Origin of the sequence: Polaromonas naphthalenivorans CJ2, assembly GCF_000015505.1 — a bacterium.
GTDB classification, from domain to species: domain Bacteria; phylum Pseudomonadota; class Gammaproteobacteria; order Burkholderiales; family Burkholderiaceae_C; genus Polaromonas; species Polaromonas naphthalenivorans.
On record NC_008759.1, the window covers coordinates 108,538 to 126,119 of the forward strand.

The 17,582-nt window shown below is 56.6% G+C and carries 11 protein-coding genes and 1 pseudogene; 9 read left to right on the top strand and 3 right to left on the bottom strand.

Annotated elements, in window-relative coordinates:
* Positions 1-333: 333 nt before the first annotated feature.
* From PNAP_RS23425 to PNAP_RS23460, 8 genes are all read left to right on the top strand, one after another.
* Positions 334-1,464, top strand: a complete 1,131-nt coding sequence (locus PNAP_RS23425; RefSeq protein ID WP_011798356.1) for an ATP-binding protein — start codon at positions 334-336, stop codon at positions 1,462-1,464.
* A gap of 186 nt (positions 1,465-1,650) precedes the next feature.
* Positions 1,651-2,256 carry a DUF2939 domain-containing protein gene (locus tag PNAP_RS25315; protein WP_049763838.1) on the top strand — a complete coding sequence of 202 codons (606 nt, stop codon included), beginning with the start codon at positions 1,651-1,653 and terminating at the stop codon, positions 2,254-2,256.
* Between the two features lie 32 nt (positions 2,257-2,288).
* A complete protein-coding gene (locus PNAP_RS23435; protein WP_011798358.1) occupies positions 2,289-2,906 on the top strand; it encodes a hypothetical protein in 618 nt (205 codons plus the stop codon).
* Between the two features lie 278 nt (positions 2,907-3,184).
* The gene (locus tag PNAP_RS23440) at positions 3,185-6,292 is read left to right on the top strand and encodes a type I restriction endonuclease subunit R (protein ID WP_011798359.1); all 3,108 of its coding nucleotides are present in this window, start codon (positions 3,185-3,187) and stop codon (positions 6,290-6,292) included.
* 61 nt (positions 6,293-6,353) lie between these two features.
* Positions 6,354-7,841 (top strand): hypothetical protein, encoded by a 1,488-nt coding sequence (locus tag PNAP_RS23445; protein ID WP_232290859.1) that lies wholly within the window; start codon positions 6,354-6,356, stop codon positions 7,839-7,841.
* Positions 7,838-8,569, top strand: coding sequence for a hypothetical protein (locus PNAP_RS23450; protein WP_011798361.1), 732 nt, complete (start codon positions 7,838-7,840; stop codon positions 8,567-8,569). Before PNAP_RS23445 ends, PNAP_RS23450 begins: the two co-directional genes overlap by 4 nt.
* A 1-nt stretch (position 8,570) precedes the next feature.
* Entirely contained in the window at positions 8,571-12,896 is a 4,326-nt protein-coding gene (locus PNAP_RS23455; RefSeq protein ID WP_011798362.1) for a coiled-coil domain-containing protein, read from the top strand.
* Positions 12,893-13,894, top strand: coding sequence for a Wadjet anti-phage system protein JetD domain-containing protein (locus tag PNAP_RS23460; RefSeq protein ID WP_011798363.1), 1,002 nt, complete (start codon positions 12,893-12,895; stop codon positions 13,892-13,894). The genes PNAP_RS23455 and PNAP_RS23460 overlap by 4 nt, the downstream gene beginning before the upstream one ends.
* 31 nt (positions 13,895-13,925) lie before the next feature.
* Here PNAP_RS23460 and PNAP_RS26425 read toward each other — a convergent pair.
* From PNAP_RS26425 to PNAP_RS27410, 3 genes and pseudogenes are all read right to left on the bottom strand, one after another.
* Positions 13,926-14,175 (bottom strand): annotated as a pseudogene (locus tag PNAP_RS26425) (transposase); the annotation flags it as partial.
* Positions 14,176-14,373: 198 nt separating this feature from the next.
* Entirely contained in the window at positions 14,374-14,736 is a 363-nt protein-coding gene (locus tag PNAP_RS23470) for a hypothetical protein (protein ID WP_011798364.1), read from the bottom strand.
* Between the two features lie 212 nt (positions 14,737-14,948).
* Positions 14,949-15,545: a hypothetical protein gene (locus tag PNAP_RS27410; protein ID WP_157040529.1), complete on the bottom strand. Its 597-nt coding sequence runs from the start codon at positions 15,543-15,545 to the stop codon at positions 14,949-14,951.
* A gap of 975 nt (positions 15,546-16,520) precedes the next feature.
* Between PNAP_RS27410 and PNAP_RS27415 the strand changes: the two genes are divergently transcribed.
* Positions 16,521-16,928: a hypothetical protein gene (locus PNAP_RS27415; RefSeq protein ID WP_157040530.1), complete on the top strand. Its 408-nt coding sequence runs from the start codon at positions 16,521-16,523 to the stop codon at positions 16,926-16,928.
* Positions 16,929-17,582: the final 654 nt, after the last annotated feature.

Here is a 17,582-nt window from a genome sequence, read left to right on the forward strand (position 1 = left end):
GCGACCTCCGCGCGCGCTGGCTGCCCCTCAGCCGCTTGGCCCTTGGGCAACCGGCCACTGTCTGGCTGGACAGCCTCGTGGAAGGTACCCGTACGGTTGCTGAGAAAATCTATCGCATGCCGCCAGTACCGCTCCAGTGAGTGGCTAGAGTCGCGGTATCGCCTTCCTTGAACACAAGCATATCCACGTCTTGGACGAAAAAAAAATAGCGCAAATGCCCATTCAAGGGGGCATTTGAAGACTTTTCCTATGCAACAACCACTGGCTTTATTAACAAGTATTTGAGAAAATACTACTCATTAAAAATTTAAGAAATGCTGATACTTGCCGCCAATGACCAAGCCCACCCTCGCCCCTGACCCCTGGCACTTCCCCCGCCCCGAGTTGGCTCAGAAATACCTGCTGTCCTTCGGCCTGGGCTTGTCTTCTGCACGGGGGTTGTTCGCAAAACGCCGGATGGGCAAGTCTGAGTTTCTTGAGCAAGACCTTATCCCCGCGGCGCAGGCCGAGGGCTATCTTACGGCTTATCTGAACATGTGGGACGCCCGCACTCACCCAACGCCCTCGCTGGTGGCCGCGCTCAGCCGCGCCGTGGAGCCCAAGGGCCTTTCAAAGCTGGTCCAGCGGCTGAACGCACCGCTCAAGAAGGTCAAGGCTTCTGGAAAGCTGCCTGGGTTGGTAGAAGGGTCGCTCGAAGCCGAGTTGGTTGACGGCCCCGCTATTGCCGGACCGTTGCTCAGTGAGCTGCTGCGCGGATTTGACAAGCCCGGAAAACGCCTGCTGCTGGTGCTCGACGAGGCGCAGGTGCTGGCGGACCCGCTTCATACCGAGCTGGCCCACTCCCTGCGGGCGGGGCTGGACAGCAGGAAGCAAAACATCAAGGTGGTGTTTGCCGGCAGTTCCGAGCCCACGCTGCGGCGCATGTTCGGGCGCTCGACGGAGCCGTTCTACAACTGGGCGCCGCTCGAGCCTTTCGAGCTCCTTGACGCCGAGTTCGTCAAGGCCATGGTCGCCAAGGTGAACAATCTGTCCCGGTTTCCTCTGGCCGAAAAAGACGCCATGGCCGCCTTTGAGACGCTGAAAAAAACCCCCGAGTTCTTTCGGCGCTACCTGAACCGGTACCTGACCTATGCAGAGCTTGGTCCGCAGGCAGCGCTGGAAGACACCCAGGCGCACGTATTTAGCGGCGCCAATTTCAAGGACTTGTGGAACAAGCTATTGCCCGCAGACCGGGAGGTGCTCAAGCTGCTGGTGAAGGGGGTGACCGACCTGTATTCAGAGGCCAACCGACTGCGCCTGGGCCTCTCGCTCGGGCTGGACAAGGCGGTTAGCAAGAACACGCCCCAGAATTCTTTGCGCCGGCTTCAGGACGAGGGCCTGGTGGCCCGTTTCGACCACGGTGAGTACCAAGTGCAGGATGATGCCATGGCCGAATGGCTGCGAAACCTAGAGCTCGATATCTGACAACGCGGGCTCTTGCCGACCAGCCTGAAACACTTAAAACTCCTAAAAACTCAATCAAATCAAATACTTATCAAATGCTACCGCATAGCATACAAATTTGTTTACTAGCGAATACGGGGCCGTCCAGGGCGTAACGCCCAGCCTTTTCCAACAGGTTATCCCTTCAACTACGCATCCTTGCGGGACATGTTCATGACTACGAAAACGATAAAAATCGCCGTGATTGCCGCCGCTGTAGCCGTTGCCGGTTACTGGTACTGGTCCCCGTTTCTGGCAATTCGCCAGATGCAGTCCGCAGCTCAGGAGAAGGACGCCGAAGCCTTCAACGAGCGCGTGGATTACCCGAAACTGCGCGAGAGCCTCAAAGGCCAGCTCTCGGCCGTCATGGGCGAACAAATGGCCAAGACCCAGGATGCGGGCAATCCTTTTGCTGCACTGGGCTCGATGCTGGGCCTGGCCATGGTAGACCGGTTCGTGGACGCCATGGTCCGCCCCGAGACGGTGATGCGGGCCATGCAGGACGGCCAAATGTCTCCAGCTGCCGCCAAGACGAGCGATGCCCCGGCGCCGACCACCAGTAATCCGGACAGCCCGGCCCCCGCCGCAGCCCGGGAGGACAACAAACCAAAGTGGACCTATGACCGAAAAGGTGTGGACAGGCTCATCGCCTATGCAACCGACCCACAAAAACCCGGCGCACCGAACTCGGAAAAGCTGGGCGTCGTATTTGAGCGAAGTGGCTTTGCGAACTGGAAGCTGACGGAAGTCAGGCTGCCAGTGCTTGGCAGATAAATCGAAGTATTCCGTAGCCGAGCAAAAAAACCGTGAAACTTCCGAACGAAGCCGATATCGTCATTGCGAAAGCCTTGAATGAGATTTCCCCAAAATTAAAAACAGCATTTGTTATCGGCCCCCTGCAATCAAAAAGAGGTCTTGACGAATTTTTTGAGTCAAGGGTACTGTGGGAGGACGCGCTTGACTGGCCCTATGACAAAGATATCGTGCTATGGTTTTTGTCTAAGCGGGCCAACGCTGCCATAAATCGCTGGCTCCAAAATTCCAAATTGTCTGTTCTGGCCGGGGTGTCTCCCCTGCTTACCGGGAGTGTGCTGGTTTCCCGTGAACGTATTGACCATATTCGGGAACATCGAGACAACCAAGCAGTTGGCACTCTGGCTGTGGTGGAGTTGCTGCGCCAGCTCTTTGTTGAAGGAGCTCCCACTTTTTGTGCGAATAAAAGCACAGGAGACAGAAAACAGGGTTATGACCAACAGCTTGTAATGTTCAACAGCACTTACAAGTCAAAAAACAAAGAAGTGTCTGGGCAGTTCCCTGCTGCAATACTCAGTTTTAGCGCAGAGCCCGTACCGCACCTGAAAATAGAGACTGCTTACTGGATGCATTCCCGTAAAGCAGAAACGCTCCGAAAGGGAGCGCTCTAGTGATAAAAAAATCTGTCTCGGATGGAAGAACGGCTGAAAGTCCAACTTCTGACACCTTGGTCAGTCGTCTCGTCCAGGCAATTAGCCTGCAAGAACCTCCATTTTCTTCATCGGCCGAGAATCTAGCGCAATTTTCGGCTACCGGAACGCCTTGCCGGGTCTCACCGCAAGACAGATTTGTTCAGTATAGCACCTGCTTTTCGCGGGGGTTAGACCCTGCAAGAGCTTTTGACCAAGTTGGATACGTTGGCTAAATCGCCACCCTACACGAATAAAACATGACAACAATAGCCAACGTCCACACCGAACGCGTCTTCGAAAACGAGCTTTGCGAGCACCTGGCCGCCAACGGCTGGTCCGTGCGCACCCACCTGCAGGATGCCAAGTCCTACAGCCGTGAGCTGGCCCTCTTCCCCGAAGACCTGATTGCCTTCGTCCAGGAGACGCAGCCCAAGGAGTGGGCCAAGTTCAAGCAGTGGCACAACGGCCAGTCCGAGGCGATGTTCACCAAGCGTGTGGCCGACCAGCTCAACAGGCACGGCACCCTGCACCTGCTGCGCCACGGGTTCAAGGACTCGGGCAGCAACGGAACCACCAAGTTCTTCCTGTGCCAGTTCCGCCCGGCGCACAAGAAAAACATGCAGCTGTGGGAGATGTATGAGAAGAACCGCCTGACGGCCATCCGCCAGTTGCACTACTCGCTGCACAACGAAAAAAGCTTTGACATGGTGCTCTTCGTCAACGGCTTGCCGGTGGCCACCACAGAGCTCAAGACCGACATGACGCAGTCCATCAAGGACGCCATCGACCAGTACAAGAAGGACCGCCTGCCCCGCGACCTCAAGTCCAAGGAGCTCGAACCCCTACTGCAGTTCAAGACCCGGGCCCTGGTGCACTTTGCGGTGTCGACCGACGAGGTTTTCATGGCCACCAAGCTCGAGGGCGACAAAACATATTTCCTGCCGTTCAACCTGGGCCGTCCGGACGGCTTTGGCGGCGCTGGCGCTGGCAATCCCCCTGCGACCAAGGAACATGGCTACCCGACTTGGTACCTGTGGAAGCTGGTCTGGTCGCGCGATGTCTGGCTCGACATCCTGGGGAACTTCCTGCACATCGAGGTGAAGGAGGCGCAGGACAAGGCCGGCAAGAAAGTCACCAAGGAATCCTTGATTTTCCCGCGCTTTCACCAGCTCGACGCCGTGCTGCACCTGGTTCGCGGCGCCGGCGACGAAGGGGTTGGACAGGTCTACCTGATTCAGCACTCTGCCGGCTCGGGCAAGTCCAACACCATCGCCTGGACGGCGCACCGGCTCGCCAACCTGCACAGCGCCCAAGATGACAAGGTATTTGACACGGTCATCGTCATCACGGACCGCCGGGTCCTGGACCGCCAGCTGCAGGAAACGATTTCGCAGTTCGAGCACAAGGCCGGCGCCGTTCAAAAAATTGACCAGAACTCCGAGCAGCTGGCCAAGGCCCTCAATGACGGCGTGCCGGTCATCATCACCACGCTGCAAAAATTCCAGTTCATCCTGCAAAAGGTCCAGGGCCTGAAGGACAAGAAGTTCGCGCTCATCGTAGACGAGGCCCACTCCAGCCAATCCGGGTCAGCCGCCCAGAAGCTACGCCGGGCTCTGACGACGGACACCAAGAAGGTAGTGACCGTTGAGCTGGACGGCGCTCCGGCGGACGTCGATGTGGATGTGGAAATCGACCCGGAAGACGTGACCTCCGAGGACATCATCAACCAGGTGATGCTCTCGCGCCAGCGCCCGCCCAATGTGAGCTACTTCGCGTTCACGGCCACCCCCAAGTCCAAAACGCTTGAGCTGTTCGGCCGGCCGGGCACCGACGGGCTGCCCGTGCCGTTTCACGTTTACTCGATGCGCCAGGCCATCGAGGAAGGCTTCATCCTGGACGTGCTCAAGCGGTACATGTCGTACAAGACGTTCTACAAGCTGGGCTCGACGGCGGCCGAGAAGATGGTGCCGCAGATGAAGGCCAAGAAGACCCTGGGCCGTTTTGCCGTCCTGCATGCCTATAACATTGCCCAAAAGATTGTGGTCATCGTGGAGCACTTTCGCGAGTTCATCGCGCCCAAGCTGGGGGGCCACGCCAAGGCCATGGTGGTGACTGACAGCCGGTTAGCCGCGGTGCGCTACAAGCTGGCCATGGACAAGTACCTCAAGGAGATGGGCTACGACAAGGAGATGAAAGCGCTGGTGGCTTTTTCCGGAGAGGTGCAGGACCCCGAGTCGGGGCCGGATGATTTCAGCGAACGCAGTATGAATGCCGGCATCAAGGGCCAGGAGCCATCCGACGCCTTCAAGGAAGAAGTTTACCGCGTGCTGCTGGTGGCCAACAAATACCAGACCGGGTTCGACCAGCCGCTGCTGCAGGCGATGTATGTCGACAAGCGCTTGTCTGGCGTGATGGCGGTGCAGACGCTGTCCCGGCTCAACCGCATGGCGCCAGGCAAGGAAGACCCGTTCGTGCTGGACTTCGTGAACAAGCCTGAAGAAATTCTGGCCAGCTTCAAGCCTTACTTTCGCACGGCCGAGGTGGAGGCCGTCACGGACCCCAACATCGTTCACGAGCTCCAGGTTAAGTTGGACAAGGCGAAGGTGTACGTCCCCAACGAGATTGAGCAATACGCCAAAGCCTTTTTCGACCCCAAGTGCAAGCAGGCGAGCCTGATGTATATCCTGAAACCTGCCAAGGACCGCTTCTACGACCTCGAGGACGAAGACGCCGAGCAGTTTCGCAAGGACCTGGGCACCTTCTTGCGGCTGTACGACTTCCTGTCGCAAATCATTCCCTATGGGGATGCGGACCTGGAAAAGCTCTACAGCTTTGGCAAAGGCTTGATGCCCATGGTGGCGGCCAGGAATTCAGGCTCCAGCATCCTGGAGCTGGACTCGGACGTGCAGCTCACGCACTATCGCATCCAGAAGCTGGGCGAGCAAACGCTCAACCTCGCCACGGGCGAGCTGGTCAAGCTCAAGCCGGCTTCCGACGCCGGCAGCGGCACCACCCAGACCGACGAAGAAAAGAAGCTGGCCGAAATCGTCGACAAGATGAACGATTTGTTCTCCGGCGAGCTGACCGAGGCCGACCTGGTGGGCTACGTCACGACCATCAAGGGCAAGCTGCTCGAGAGCGAAACGCTGGCCGAGCAGGCCGTGAGCAACACCGAGCAGCAGTTCGGCATGGGCGACTTCAAGGACATCATGATGGACATCATCATTGATGGCCAGGAGAGCCACAACAAGATTGCCGGGCAGTTGCTCCAGGACGACCGGACTTTTGCCATCATGCAGGGAATGCTGGCAAAAATGGTGTTTGATGGTTTTAAGCGGGCAGCCGCGCAGGCTCAGGCCTCTTGATGATGACCTCCGCGCCCCTTGAAGCGGCGGTGGTCCTGCTTCCCAATACAAAGCGCAGGCCATGAACGACCGCGCTTTGCCCTTGGCAAATGAGGCCTTGCAGCAAATGCTGCCCGCCTGTGAATTGCTTGACCTGGGTCGGCAGCAGCGGAATCTGCTGCTTTTACGTCCCCTCTTTCAGCTCGAACTCAACAAACTTCGGATTGGTGACGAGGCAACCGGCGACAAAGGACTTTTCCAGGCCGTTGACACGCACTATTTGGTGCTCTCTGCGCTTGATTTCATGATGGAGGGGACGACCGTCAACATGGGAAGCACCCAGCAAGAAGTGCTCAGCCATTTGTCAGCGGTGGCGCAGGTCATGAAGCCTGAGTTGACTGCACAGCAAGCCACCCGGGTCGCTGAGGTGGTCCTGGATACCTTGGATAACAAGGCTCAGTCTTATCGTGAGTTCATTTTTGACCACTTCGACGCCATGCAGCGCAAGCACCGAACCTTGCGTTTTCGGCTGGTGGCCTACCAGCCTGACCTGGAAGACATTTACCGCTACAAGCCGACGTCCGAGGGCTACCTGGTTTACCTCGGCATGCTCGACTTGGCGCCGGAAGATTCGCAGGAACTGATGGAAAAAATGCTGGACCTTCTGGTCAAGCGGGGACGCTTCGAGGCGGCCCTAGAGATTGCACGGCGTGCGCGCAAGCTCTCCCTCGAATACCGGCAACTCATCCGGGACCGCTTGATGCAGGCTTACCGCGCGCCTGGCTCCGTGAACTGGACCAAGGACATGGCAGGAAAACTGACCGCAGCCCGTGGCCATGTTGCAGGGCGCCAGGCTGAGGACCAGCGGATGGAAGAGGCCGTGCGGGAGGCGCTCCAGTCCTCCGATGAGCTGAAAACCCGCCAGGATTTGTCTCAACTGCTGAAGACGCTGCAAAGCGCGAGTCTTATCCGCTCAAACTTGGTCAATGACATCACTGTCGCGCCTGACAAGTTCCTCGTATCCCAAAGGTCGTTGTTTCGGGCCCGGCGGCCCTCTAGCCTGCCTGATTTGGAAGACAGGCTGTTTCCCCAACTCATCAGCCTGCCTGCCAACGTGCTGGTGGCGAATGCCGACAACTGTATTAGCGGCCTTTATCCGGCTTCATGGCCAAAGGTCTACGACCTCAACAACGTATTTGCGCTGCTTTTGGAACGCAGGGCAGATGAGCCCGTCCTAGACGAGGATGACGGAGAAATTACGCCCTTCGAGTCCCAAAAGGACCAGTTCGCACCGGAGGTTATCAGCCAGGTCGAGCAGTGGCTCAAGCGGCAGTTCGCCACAGGCTCCACGTTCCGTATCGACCAACTCTTGGGCATGGCCGAGGCGCAGGGGATGGACAGCCAGTTGCGCCGCTGCATGGTGCTGATGCTGTTTCGAAGCTATGCACAGTCCGAGACTCTCTTCCCGGGCATGAAGTCAGACGCTGCAGGCCGGTTCCAGATGGATATCGCGCAGGGAACGAACCTCGAGTTCTCGCCGCTTCAAGAAAACAAGGCAGACAAACCATGACAACCCTACAAGCCTCCACGCGCAACGCCGCACGCCTGGTCTACAAAGCCCTCCAAACCACCCTGTCGCCCGTCAATGACCTTCAGTACCGGGAGCTCCTGGACCTGTATCGGGCCGACCCCAAGTTTGCCGGCGCCGTGCAGGAAATAGCCGAAGGGCTCGAGCTCATCGTCCTCGACTTCAGCGAGCGAGGGCTCATCGTCGTACCCACCTCGCGAGAGAGCAAATTTTCCGTACGGATGGCTGATATTCGCACGAACCTCAAGGCGGACCAGAAAGCGGGCCTGCTCCTGGCCCACATTGCCATCACCGCGGTTTTTTACCCCACCACGGACGGGCTGGACGATGACAACTACATTCCGCCCCCGGCCAACCTCGCTCAATTCCGAGACGTGCTGTTCGCGCTTGCCCGCCGGCTTAAAGACGCGGGCGGCAACATGCAGGACGTGCCGCTCGAACTGGCGCCGGGTTGGGAGTTGATTTGCGCCATGCCAACCGTACTGCCGGCAAGCCAGCGAGCATCCGCCAACTCGTTGACCGGCCTGATTGGTCTGGCCTTGACGCATATGGTGTCGGGAGGGTTGGTTCGCATCGACCGTGAATCGTCCGACGAAGAACTTATCACCTATACCGCGACGCACCGGCTTCGGGTGCAGTTGCGCGAACTCACGCTGCGCCGCCTTTTTGAACTTGCCCAGACAAGCAGCACCACCGCTGGGAGCGCCTGACATGCAAAAAATCACTCGAATCTACGTTGGCAATTACGGCATCGACATGGCGTGGTACGACGGCATCACTTTTGACCTCACCGACCCGGATGACGGTTACCCGACGGACACCATCATTAATCTGGAAAACGGAGGCGGCAAGACGACGTTGCTGAGCTTCATCTTTTCCTGCTTTGAGACCAGTCAGGAACGATTCCTCAAGCATATCCAGAACAAGAACCACCGATTCAGCCAGTACTTCGCCAAGGATGGACTACCGGGAATCGTGCTCATCGAGTGGCTCATGCCTGCGCGGGTGGCGGGAGGCGCGCCTTATCGCCTCGTGACGGGTCAAGCCGTGGCGGTCAGGACAAATGCCGAGCGGGACGAGGTCGACCGCGTGTTTTTCTCCTTTGAAGCAAGCCAGGGCCTTACTTTCGAGACGGTCCCGGCGCCCAAGCTTTGCTTCGCCCCGGTCACCAACATGAACGAGTTCAGCCGGTGGATGCATGAGTCGAACAAAACGTCGCCTGATTTCTTTTATACCCGTACCCAGAGCGACTGGCAAAAGCACCTCCGCGACGAGCGCCTCATTGATGTCGAAATGCTGCAGCTGCAGGTGAACTTTTCAGCGCAGGAAGGCGGCATCGACACCGGCTTTTTGACCTTCACCTCGGAGCCGGAGTTCATCCGCAAGTTCTTCGACCTGACCCTGGACCCGGAACGCTCGGCGGCCGTCCGGCTGGCAGTCGTCAACACCTGCGACAAGCTCAGCCGCAGGCCACACTTCCAGCAGTGCCTGACGGAGCTGACCAAGCTGCGCGACAACCTGACCCACTTCGACGAGGCGGCGGGTGCCTTCGCCACCACTCGCGCGTCCCAGGGCGAGGCTGTCCGCCGAGGCTCCGGGCTGGCCTTAAGCCTCGACACGATGAACCGTGACCGAACGCAGCTAGCTGCCGACGAAGCGGCTCGGGCGACAGACCAGGAACTCCTGGCCAACAAGTCAGGCCAAATGGCAAGCAGCCGTGCCGATGACGTCCTGGTTCTTACGGCCCTGCAATACCTTCGGCGCAAGGAGCAAGCCGAGGCGGCAAAGAAACAAGCCGATGACCTCTTGAGCAACGCGCGCAACAAGCTCGTCCACGTGAGGGCCGCCCAAGCCCGCGGCGAGCTCGATGCCCTGGACGCGCAACTGGCGCAGCTTGAATCTTTGTCCGCAGTAGCCCAGGAACAGCTCGAGCCTTGGCGCGACAACGCTGAAAAGCAAGGTGCTCTGCTACGCCGCGCGCTGTACGCAGGAGAGCAAAAACTGCAAAAAGCCGCAGCGGGAGAAGCCTCGCTAGAGGTGGCCGCCCATCAAAACCAAATTGCCCTCAGCAAGGACCTGGCTACGCTGACCAAGGAGGAACAGTACCTCTTTCAAGTGCAGGCGAACCTGAAAGCAATGGAAAATGCGTACACCGCAACAAAGGCGCAACTCATCCGCGAGGGGCAGCTGGAGCCAGAAGAAGAGTCCACCGTGGCAGCCGCCCGGTATGCCAGCACGGTCACTGCCAAGCGTGCCCGCGAACAGGAACTCATAGCGCAGGCCCAGGGATTTCGCGCCTTGGAATCGGCGTCCAGAGCCAAAAGCAAAAATGAGACAGCAGAAGCCGCACGCCTCAAAGCGGAAATTGGGCCGCTCCAGCGGTTCATCGCCGACGCAGAAGTTGAGCGCGAGCAGCTGTCCCAGCTTCCCATCCTTCGACAGGCGGCTGAAGCAGAGACGGCCGACCCGGACTCCGCCGCACTGGTACCCGCCCTGGACCGGCTGATTCATGGAAGCGAAAGCGAGGTGGCCCAGTGCGAGGTGCATCTTGCTGCGCTGCGGTCGAGCAAGGCTGCCATCGTTGAGACCGGGGTTTCCGGGGCGTCGCGAGACGTCAACGAGGTGGTGTCTCGCCTGCGAGAGCTTGGGGTCAAGTCCGCAGCCCCCTTCAATACCTACCTTGCCCGGGCTCTGCCCGACGCTGACAAGGCGCGCGCCCTCGTGGCGAGCAACCCTGCCCGATTTCTGGGCGTGTGCGTGGCATCTGCCGAGCTTGACAAAGCACGAAGCGTCTTCAGCCCGTCCCTTCAACTGGTAGCGCCAGTCATGGTGTCGAGTACGGCGCTGGAGTCTGACCCGGTGGAAGAAAACCGGTTCGTCCTGCCAGCCGCCGATGACGCGGCATTCAACTATGCAGCCGCCACAGAGCACCTGACCCACCTCGACGTACGCATCAACACGGAAGAGCAGCGGCGCGAGGTGTATGCCGGGCGTCAGCGCGCAGCGCTGGCCGCCAAGCAGCGCCTGCAGGCCTACGGTGCTCGTTTCGGGGGCGGCGCTGTCAGTCGTGCGGGAATTGACGCGGCTCGTTTGGCAGCGGAGGGCCTAGCGGCTTCAGAGCGTGCTCAAGAGGCCGAGGGACTCGCCAGTGCCTCCCAAGAAAAAGCGGAGGCCGCAAGAAAGGAGGCAGACGAGTGCTCCAAGGCAGCCGACCGTGCGCATAGCGACGGGCGTGCCATTGAGCGGTTTGCCCGGGACCACGAAGCTGGCCGCGCGGCGTGTCTGGCTCGCCTGGACTCCCTGCTGGTAGAACTTGCCGCCAAGGGCGACCTGCGAGACCGCATATCCACTGAACTGGGCGACAGCGCCGGAGCGGAAAAAGCCGCATACCGCCGCAAGCTTGAGCACCAGACCGAAGCAGCTCACCTTGGCGCTGAGCGCGGAGCCCTAAAACACTACAGCAAGAGCTTTGCGGCCGAGCAGCACCTTGCAGAGCATCCGCAGGAGTTGGCGGTCCTGCGAGTCTTGTACAGCGACGCGGAGAAAACCTACGACGCCGAGGCCGAGACCCGCCTGGGCATCGTGCATGAAAAGCAAGACTCAGCCAGGAAAGACCGAGCCAGCAAGGGCCAGGCGTTCACGAACGCGTTCCCCGGCGTTAAGGCTAGCGACATCAGCCCCTACCTCAACGCGAACTTCGCCGTTTTGCTGCCCGCGACCCAGCAGGAGGTTGAAGAAACCGATAACGCGTCCCGCTCGGCTGACAGCAAGTGTGCTGTTGCAGCCAACGAACATTCCCGCTATCTCAAGGCCAACAAAACCAACTCTGCCGCCAGTGCTGAGATGCTGGCGCTGAACGATGACGCGCTCCATGAAGCTATCCAGACGTCAACGCAGGACCAAATCCAGGCTGCGGCGACAGCCCTGGCAGCAAAATTAGAAGCAGGCCGTTGCCGAGACCGTGCCCGCCAAGCTCGGGTAGACGCAACGCAGGCCCTGAACACAACCAGCGCGCTGCGTGCGTCGCTCTCGCTGCCTGAGCTGCTGGATGCTGAGCCAGAATTACTGCTCGAGGACATCGCCGCCCAGGCAAACCAAGTCATTGCCGACTTCCAGTCAAAAGCCAAGTCGGTTGAAAGTGCCCGAAAGAAGGCCTATAAAGCGTTCGAGGACCTCAAGAGCACAGCCTCGACGCCAGCACTTCAAAAAGTTGAACCCGATATCGCCAGCCAGCTTTTGCGCAACGACTTCGAAGCGGCCTGCGCAGACAGCACCCGGCTGCTGGAGGGCATTGAAGACCGCATCGGCACGACCCAGTCCAGCCTGGATGGAATGACCTCCGACTTCGAGAATTGTGTGGGCGAGCTGTCCAACCTCACCAATGGTGCCATCACCTTGCTCAACTCGGCGACGACCAACAAGAAGGTGCCCGTGGGTGCCCCCTACGTTGGCGGCAAGGCGATTCTCAAGATGCGCGCCCGCTTTCACGAACTCGGCCAGGACGTTCGCCGGCAACACCTGCGCAGCTACCTCGACTCCTTGATTGGCAACAACACCGTTCCTGCCAAAGGCCCCGAGCTGGTGGCAGAAGCGCTGCTGCGCATCCACGGCAAGCCTCTGGGCATGCAGATGCTGAAGATGGTTCCGGACGAAAACCTTCAGTACGTTGCGGTTGACAAGATTCAGAACTCGGGCGGTGAAGGGGTGGTGATGGCCATGTTCCTGTACATGGTCATCAACCAGCTGCGCTCCGAGACCCAGGCCAAGCTCAAGAAGGCCGGTGGCGGCCCGCTCATCCTGGACAACCCGTTTGCCAAGGCCACCACCCCGACGCTCTGGAAGGCCCAGCGCATGCTGGCCCAGGCCATGGACGTCCAGCTCATCTTCGCCACCGCCCTGCCAGACTACAACACCGTGGGCGAGTTTGGCCGATTTGTTCGGTTGCGCAAAGCGGGCAAAAACACCAAGACCGGGCGCTGGCACCTGGAGGCCGTTGACTTCAAACTCAGCCCGCAGGCCGAGGCGTTGGCAGCATGAGCGAAGCATTTCTTCATCTCCTTCGCGGGTCCTCCCGCAAAAGGGTGCCCCTGCTGGACGTCAAACGGGCATTCTTTGAGGCCCACCCCGAGACATTGACCAGCCCATCGCGACACGAGCATCTGCTATCAGCGCTGCGCGGACTGGAGTCATCCTGCGCGGTTCAACTACCCGCCCCTGGAAGTTGGGAAAGGGTGGGAAATCCGCCACTGCCAAACTGGGTCCAGCTTGTCCGGAGCGAACCGGCCCAACCCAGCCCGGATTACTCACAAGTTCCCTGGGTTCCGGAACTCGGGTTCTGGCCTGACCTAAAACCCTCTGCACTTGAAGCTGCCAAGGCAGTCAATGATTTCTTGCTGCGCCGAAGGAAAAGTCTGTTGATGGTGCCTCTTAAAGAAAGGTCACTCGAAATCTTTGGTGATGAAAAACGCCTTGATACGCTCAAATCAGGCAACACACTTTTCGGCGGTCGGCTACCGCTTTCTGCCCTTGGTGCTTTTCAGGTCCCACCCCCGATTCCCTATCGCAAAGCTGATGCTCCCGGGATGCCCGTTCTTGTGGTGGAGAACCACAACAGTTACTGGAGCTTTGGCGAATGGAATCAGGCCGCCAAACGCTACTCCGCAGTGGTCTACGGCTGCGGAGAAGCTTTTCGCAGTACTGGTGCCGCGCTGGGTCAGGTTCTTCGCGAAGTGCAAGCGGTGGGCGCGGAGTACCTGGGAGACCTGGACCCCAAGGGCATGCGCATTCCTCATGAGTTCAATGGTGCGTCTGCGATAACCGACCCCAAGGTTCGGCCCGCTGTTGACTGGTACCGATGGCTGCTGCAGCACGGCCGCAAACGTGAAAAACCGGAATTCGCGACTGTTGACAAGGCGCACGCGTTAGCTTGGCTGGGTGACGGCCTAGGCGAAGAAGTCGCTGCCGTCTGGATAGTTGGGTTGTGGATTCCGCAAGAGGGATTAGGGTATGAGCAACTGGCGGCTTTTGACTCATGACAGACCTTATTGTCGGGGGTGCCTGCTCGCTCAAGCCTGTACTGTCCACCGGCAGATGCAGCGCCTCGCAAACATTACAAAGTACCGACAAGCTCACCCGCAGTGCCTTGGCCCTTCGGCTCAACGTGCTGTCAAAGCGGGCACGCCCAGGCGGCGCAGGCTCGTGGCAAACCCTTGCAATGCCCGCAGCCCCGCTCAATCAGGCCCGCGTTGTACTCGGGCCAGTTCTTGACCCGGTAGACGCCTTTGGGCTGGCTGGGCAGACGCTTGTCTTTACGCATGTTCGGAGCAAAGGCCGGTAGCCTGCCAGCAGGCCAGCAGGCCAGCATGCCAGCATGCCAGCATGCCAGCCAGTTCATCGGGACGCAGGCGAGGATTTATGCAACAACGTCGCTTTGGGTGAGTACGCTCTCTTGCATTCAGTTTTTCCGAATGGAGGTTCGAACAAAATTGATAGATAGGAGTTATATAAGTTAGGTTCAGGCAATAGTCAGATTCGCGTGGGCTAAAAGAGCTTCAGTCAGAATCGACTCATAATCATAGTTTTCACTCATCCGAAAGTTCCCCGATTTGATATGGAGAGAGAGGTCAGCCATATCAAAATAAACTTTCAAAGTTCCCACGTCACTCAAAATTCGACGAGCAAGGCCGTTGCTGATGACGTCACCGTCAAGAGTAGCGCTAAAGACGTTACCAGTTTTGTAGTAGCTACATTTGAGTCCGAAAAGCGAGTCAAGGTCATTGAAATAAAAGCGCTGTGCTCTGGCATTATTTGTCCAAAAATTCCCACCAGCAGCAACTAATTGTTCAGTCGTGACTCCGGTAGTTAATGTTGTTTTCATGTTTGAAAAATTCTGATTACTTTATGTATGTACAGTGAAATAAAGTTCATGTTGCGCATTTTATGCAGCGAACAGCCTGAAAAATGCCAAAATAAAACATCTATTCGAAGTTTTATTAATGATTATTACTCTATTTTTATAGTTACTCCGCAAGTCAGCATTAATTTTCCAGATAATACTTTCGCGGAACTGCGCTTGGCAAGAAATAGTGTTTAATATAATTCTTCTCTAGCTATCCATTCATTATTCCTACGTACTTTAGTCCAACCGTGCTGCCACCAAATTGGAACGTCTCCACCATCTTCAATAATGTCAAGTAGAGTATCAACAGTCAGCCATGTGCCATCCATGTTGAATTCCAAATACTCCCTACCTCCTTTCAGATAGACCGTAATGCCACCAATTTCCCCATTTGAACCATAATCGTCACCGAGTGATGCCAGATGCTCGGCCATTTGTGCCAAAGTCGGCTCTTTGATACTGCTAAATTCTTCAAAGGTTTGCCACAGTGTCCCCAAGAGAAAATCAATTGCTCGGCGGTGAGCTCGTCCTGGACGGGTCGAAGCTTTGCATGCAGCAAGAATTCGCTTGCAAAAATTTTGGATTTTGACTACTGCCTCTTCAAATATTAAAAGCGCCATAAATTCTAAATCATCCTCTTTGGCAGATTCGAGCCTTGAATATTGCTCGGATGTAATCCGAACATTAGTTTCTTCTAGTCCTACCTTTTTCGTCATGCAATAACGAGTGTACAGGTATATAGCTGAATTGGATGCCTCGGAAAAGTTTTGATTAGAAAGTGTTTTCATATATTTTTTAGATTGATGTTTGAATAAAATTATCAATTTGAATGCTTTTCATCTATATCGCTAGATGTGGAGTGGATAGACTTCAAACACCTGCACCTCGCTCGCGTCCATTTCGCTTAGTAGTTATCGAGCTATCGATGTAATGTAGCTTTTCAAAAAATTTTTGTTGTGCTGGTTTTTTAAACATTTGTTTGACATCAGGAATTGTCAATTTTTAAAAATTAAAAATCAAGAAATAAATAAAAGTTTTCGCAAGTTTCTGTCACTTATTTTTTTCGATTTATGGACGAGATATCCGTGATACTCCCGCTCGCGGGAGACGCAGGGCACCTCTGCAATCCATGCTGAGGAGACCTTCGCGCAAAACACCACAGGCGGCTGTAGCTCTAAAGTCAATGCCTTGTTTAGACTCTTTGAATCCACTGTGTTTTAGGATAAATAATCTACTATGTTCATAGTAAGGCTTCGCTCTTAAACTTCAGGTCTACAAGGTTAATGATGCTGACGACTTGTTGTTTTCTAAAGAAATCTTTGCTATAGATTTTATTGTTTAGATATGCACCTTCGAGTTAAAAATATATAGTTTAAGATTTAATGTCTATGTAAATCAATGACTTGCAAGCTGCATTTGCATTAATTTTAATAATTGTTATATGATGACTTTAGTTTGATTTTGAAACTCACGTCACGCGATTCAAAGTACCAAAATTTTGGTCAATTCCGATAAATTTTTTAGCCATGATTTTCTAAAACTGTCTGAATTTTTATTCAAAAATTTATTTAAACGCTTGTAATTCAATGAAAAAATCGACCTGGAAAATGACGCATCTCATTCGAAATACCGCGGTTTTAGTGCCGATACGGGTTTGAGTGGCGCACCGTAAAATCCGTACTGCCTGTAGGCAACAGACTTTTTTCAGACTTGGATGCTTGACGTTTTTTGCATAAAACGCCTGCCCCAACGGGCGAGCTGATGTGCTGGAACGGCTTGTATTTTTTTTCCAGACATGCGAAAAAACAACAAATTTCTCAGCGAGCCCAGCTGAGTCGAAGGGTCAAGACGCAGCGGGTGACTATGCCGGTGCTGCGCAACGCCAGCACGGTGGTGCCTTTGATAGTGGGCAGCACGGGATTGAAACTGCTGGGCAAAGGCTCATGGAAGGGTCGCCAGGCACGGCTGCGCTGGTGCAAAAAGTGCAGCTTTGCCTGCACGCCAAAACGGGGCAGATGTACGCCGCCTTGCGTGCGCCGTGCAGATGGGGCGCAAGGGAAAGTGATGATGCACGCGTGCTCCCGGAGTTGCAGGTGCACATTTCGCCGAAAATAAAAGTTCAGGCGGTCGGCGGCAATGGTTCTTTCAACAAAGCGGCCCCCTGCAGCTAGGGTCATATGCGACGCGCTGACGGACGACTCGTCATGTGTGTATCGATGTGCACAAGTCGTTTTTACGTGTGCCTGTATCGGTCTCTGTCCATCAATCCGAATGGCCCGAATGCGCCCTGCCGGCTACGGTGCGCAGGCGACTCCTTTTTGACGCCAAAGGGGACCGTGCGTTACTGCGCCGCGTGATGCTGCCGCCAGTTCGCTACGCAACTCATTCGGGCACCGCCGCGCCAACCCTAAGCTAACCGTGCATGGGACATGCCAGCATGTTTCCGAAAATAACGCCATGTGCGCTGGCCCTGGCAGGGACCGGACGTTGGACATCAAGTGGTGCTCAAAACGCGGCAGCAAGACCCGATGGCGGTGGGCAGGTAGCGGTCACAAAACTGGGATTTCCTGCCCGATGTAACGCAGCCGTACATTTAGCGGCTGCTTTTCTTTGGTGATAATCCCCATTATCAACAAAGGATTAATGTCTCAATTGGGCCGTTTGGCTATTGTCCGAGGGGTTTTTCGGGACTTTTTAGCACTTCTGCGCCTTGGAGCGCTCCGGCTCCACCCACGGGTGCCAGCGGGGCGCGGGTCTGGCGCTCCCCCCCCCCGCCCCTCCCCTGAAGGCGCGGTGCGGGAACCCGCCGCTGCGGCGTGCGCTCA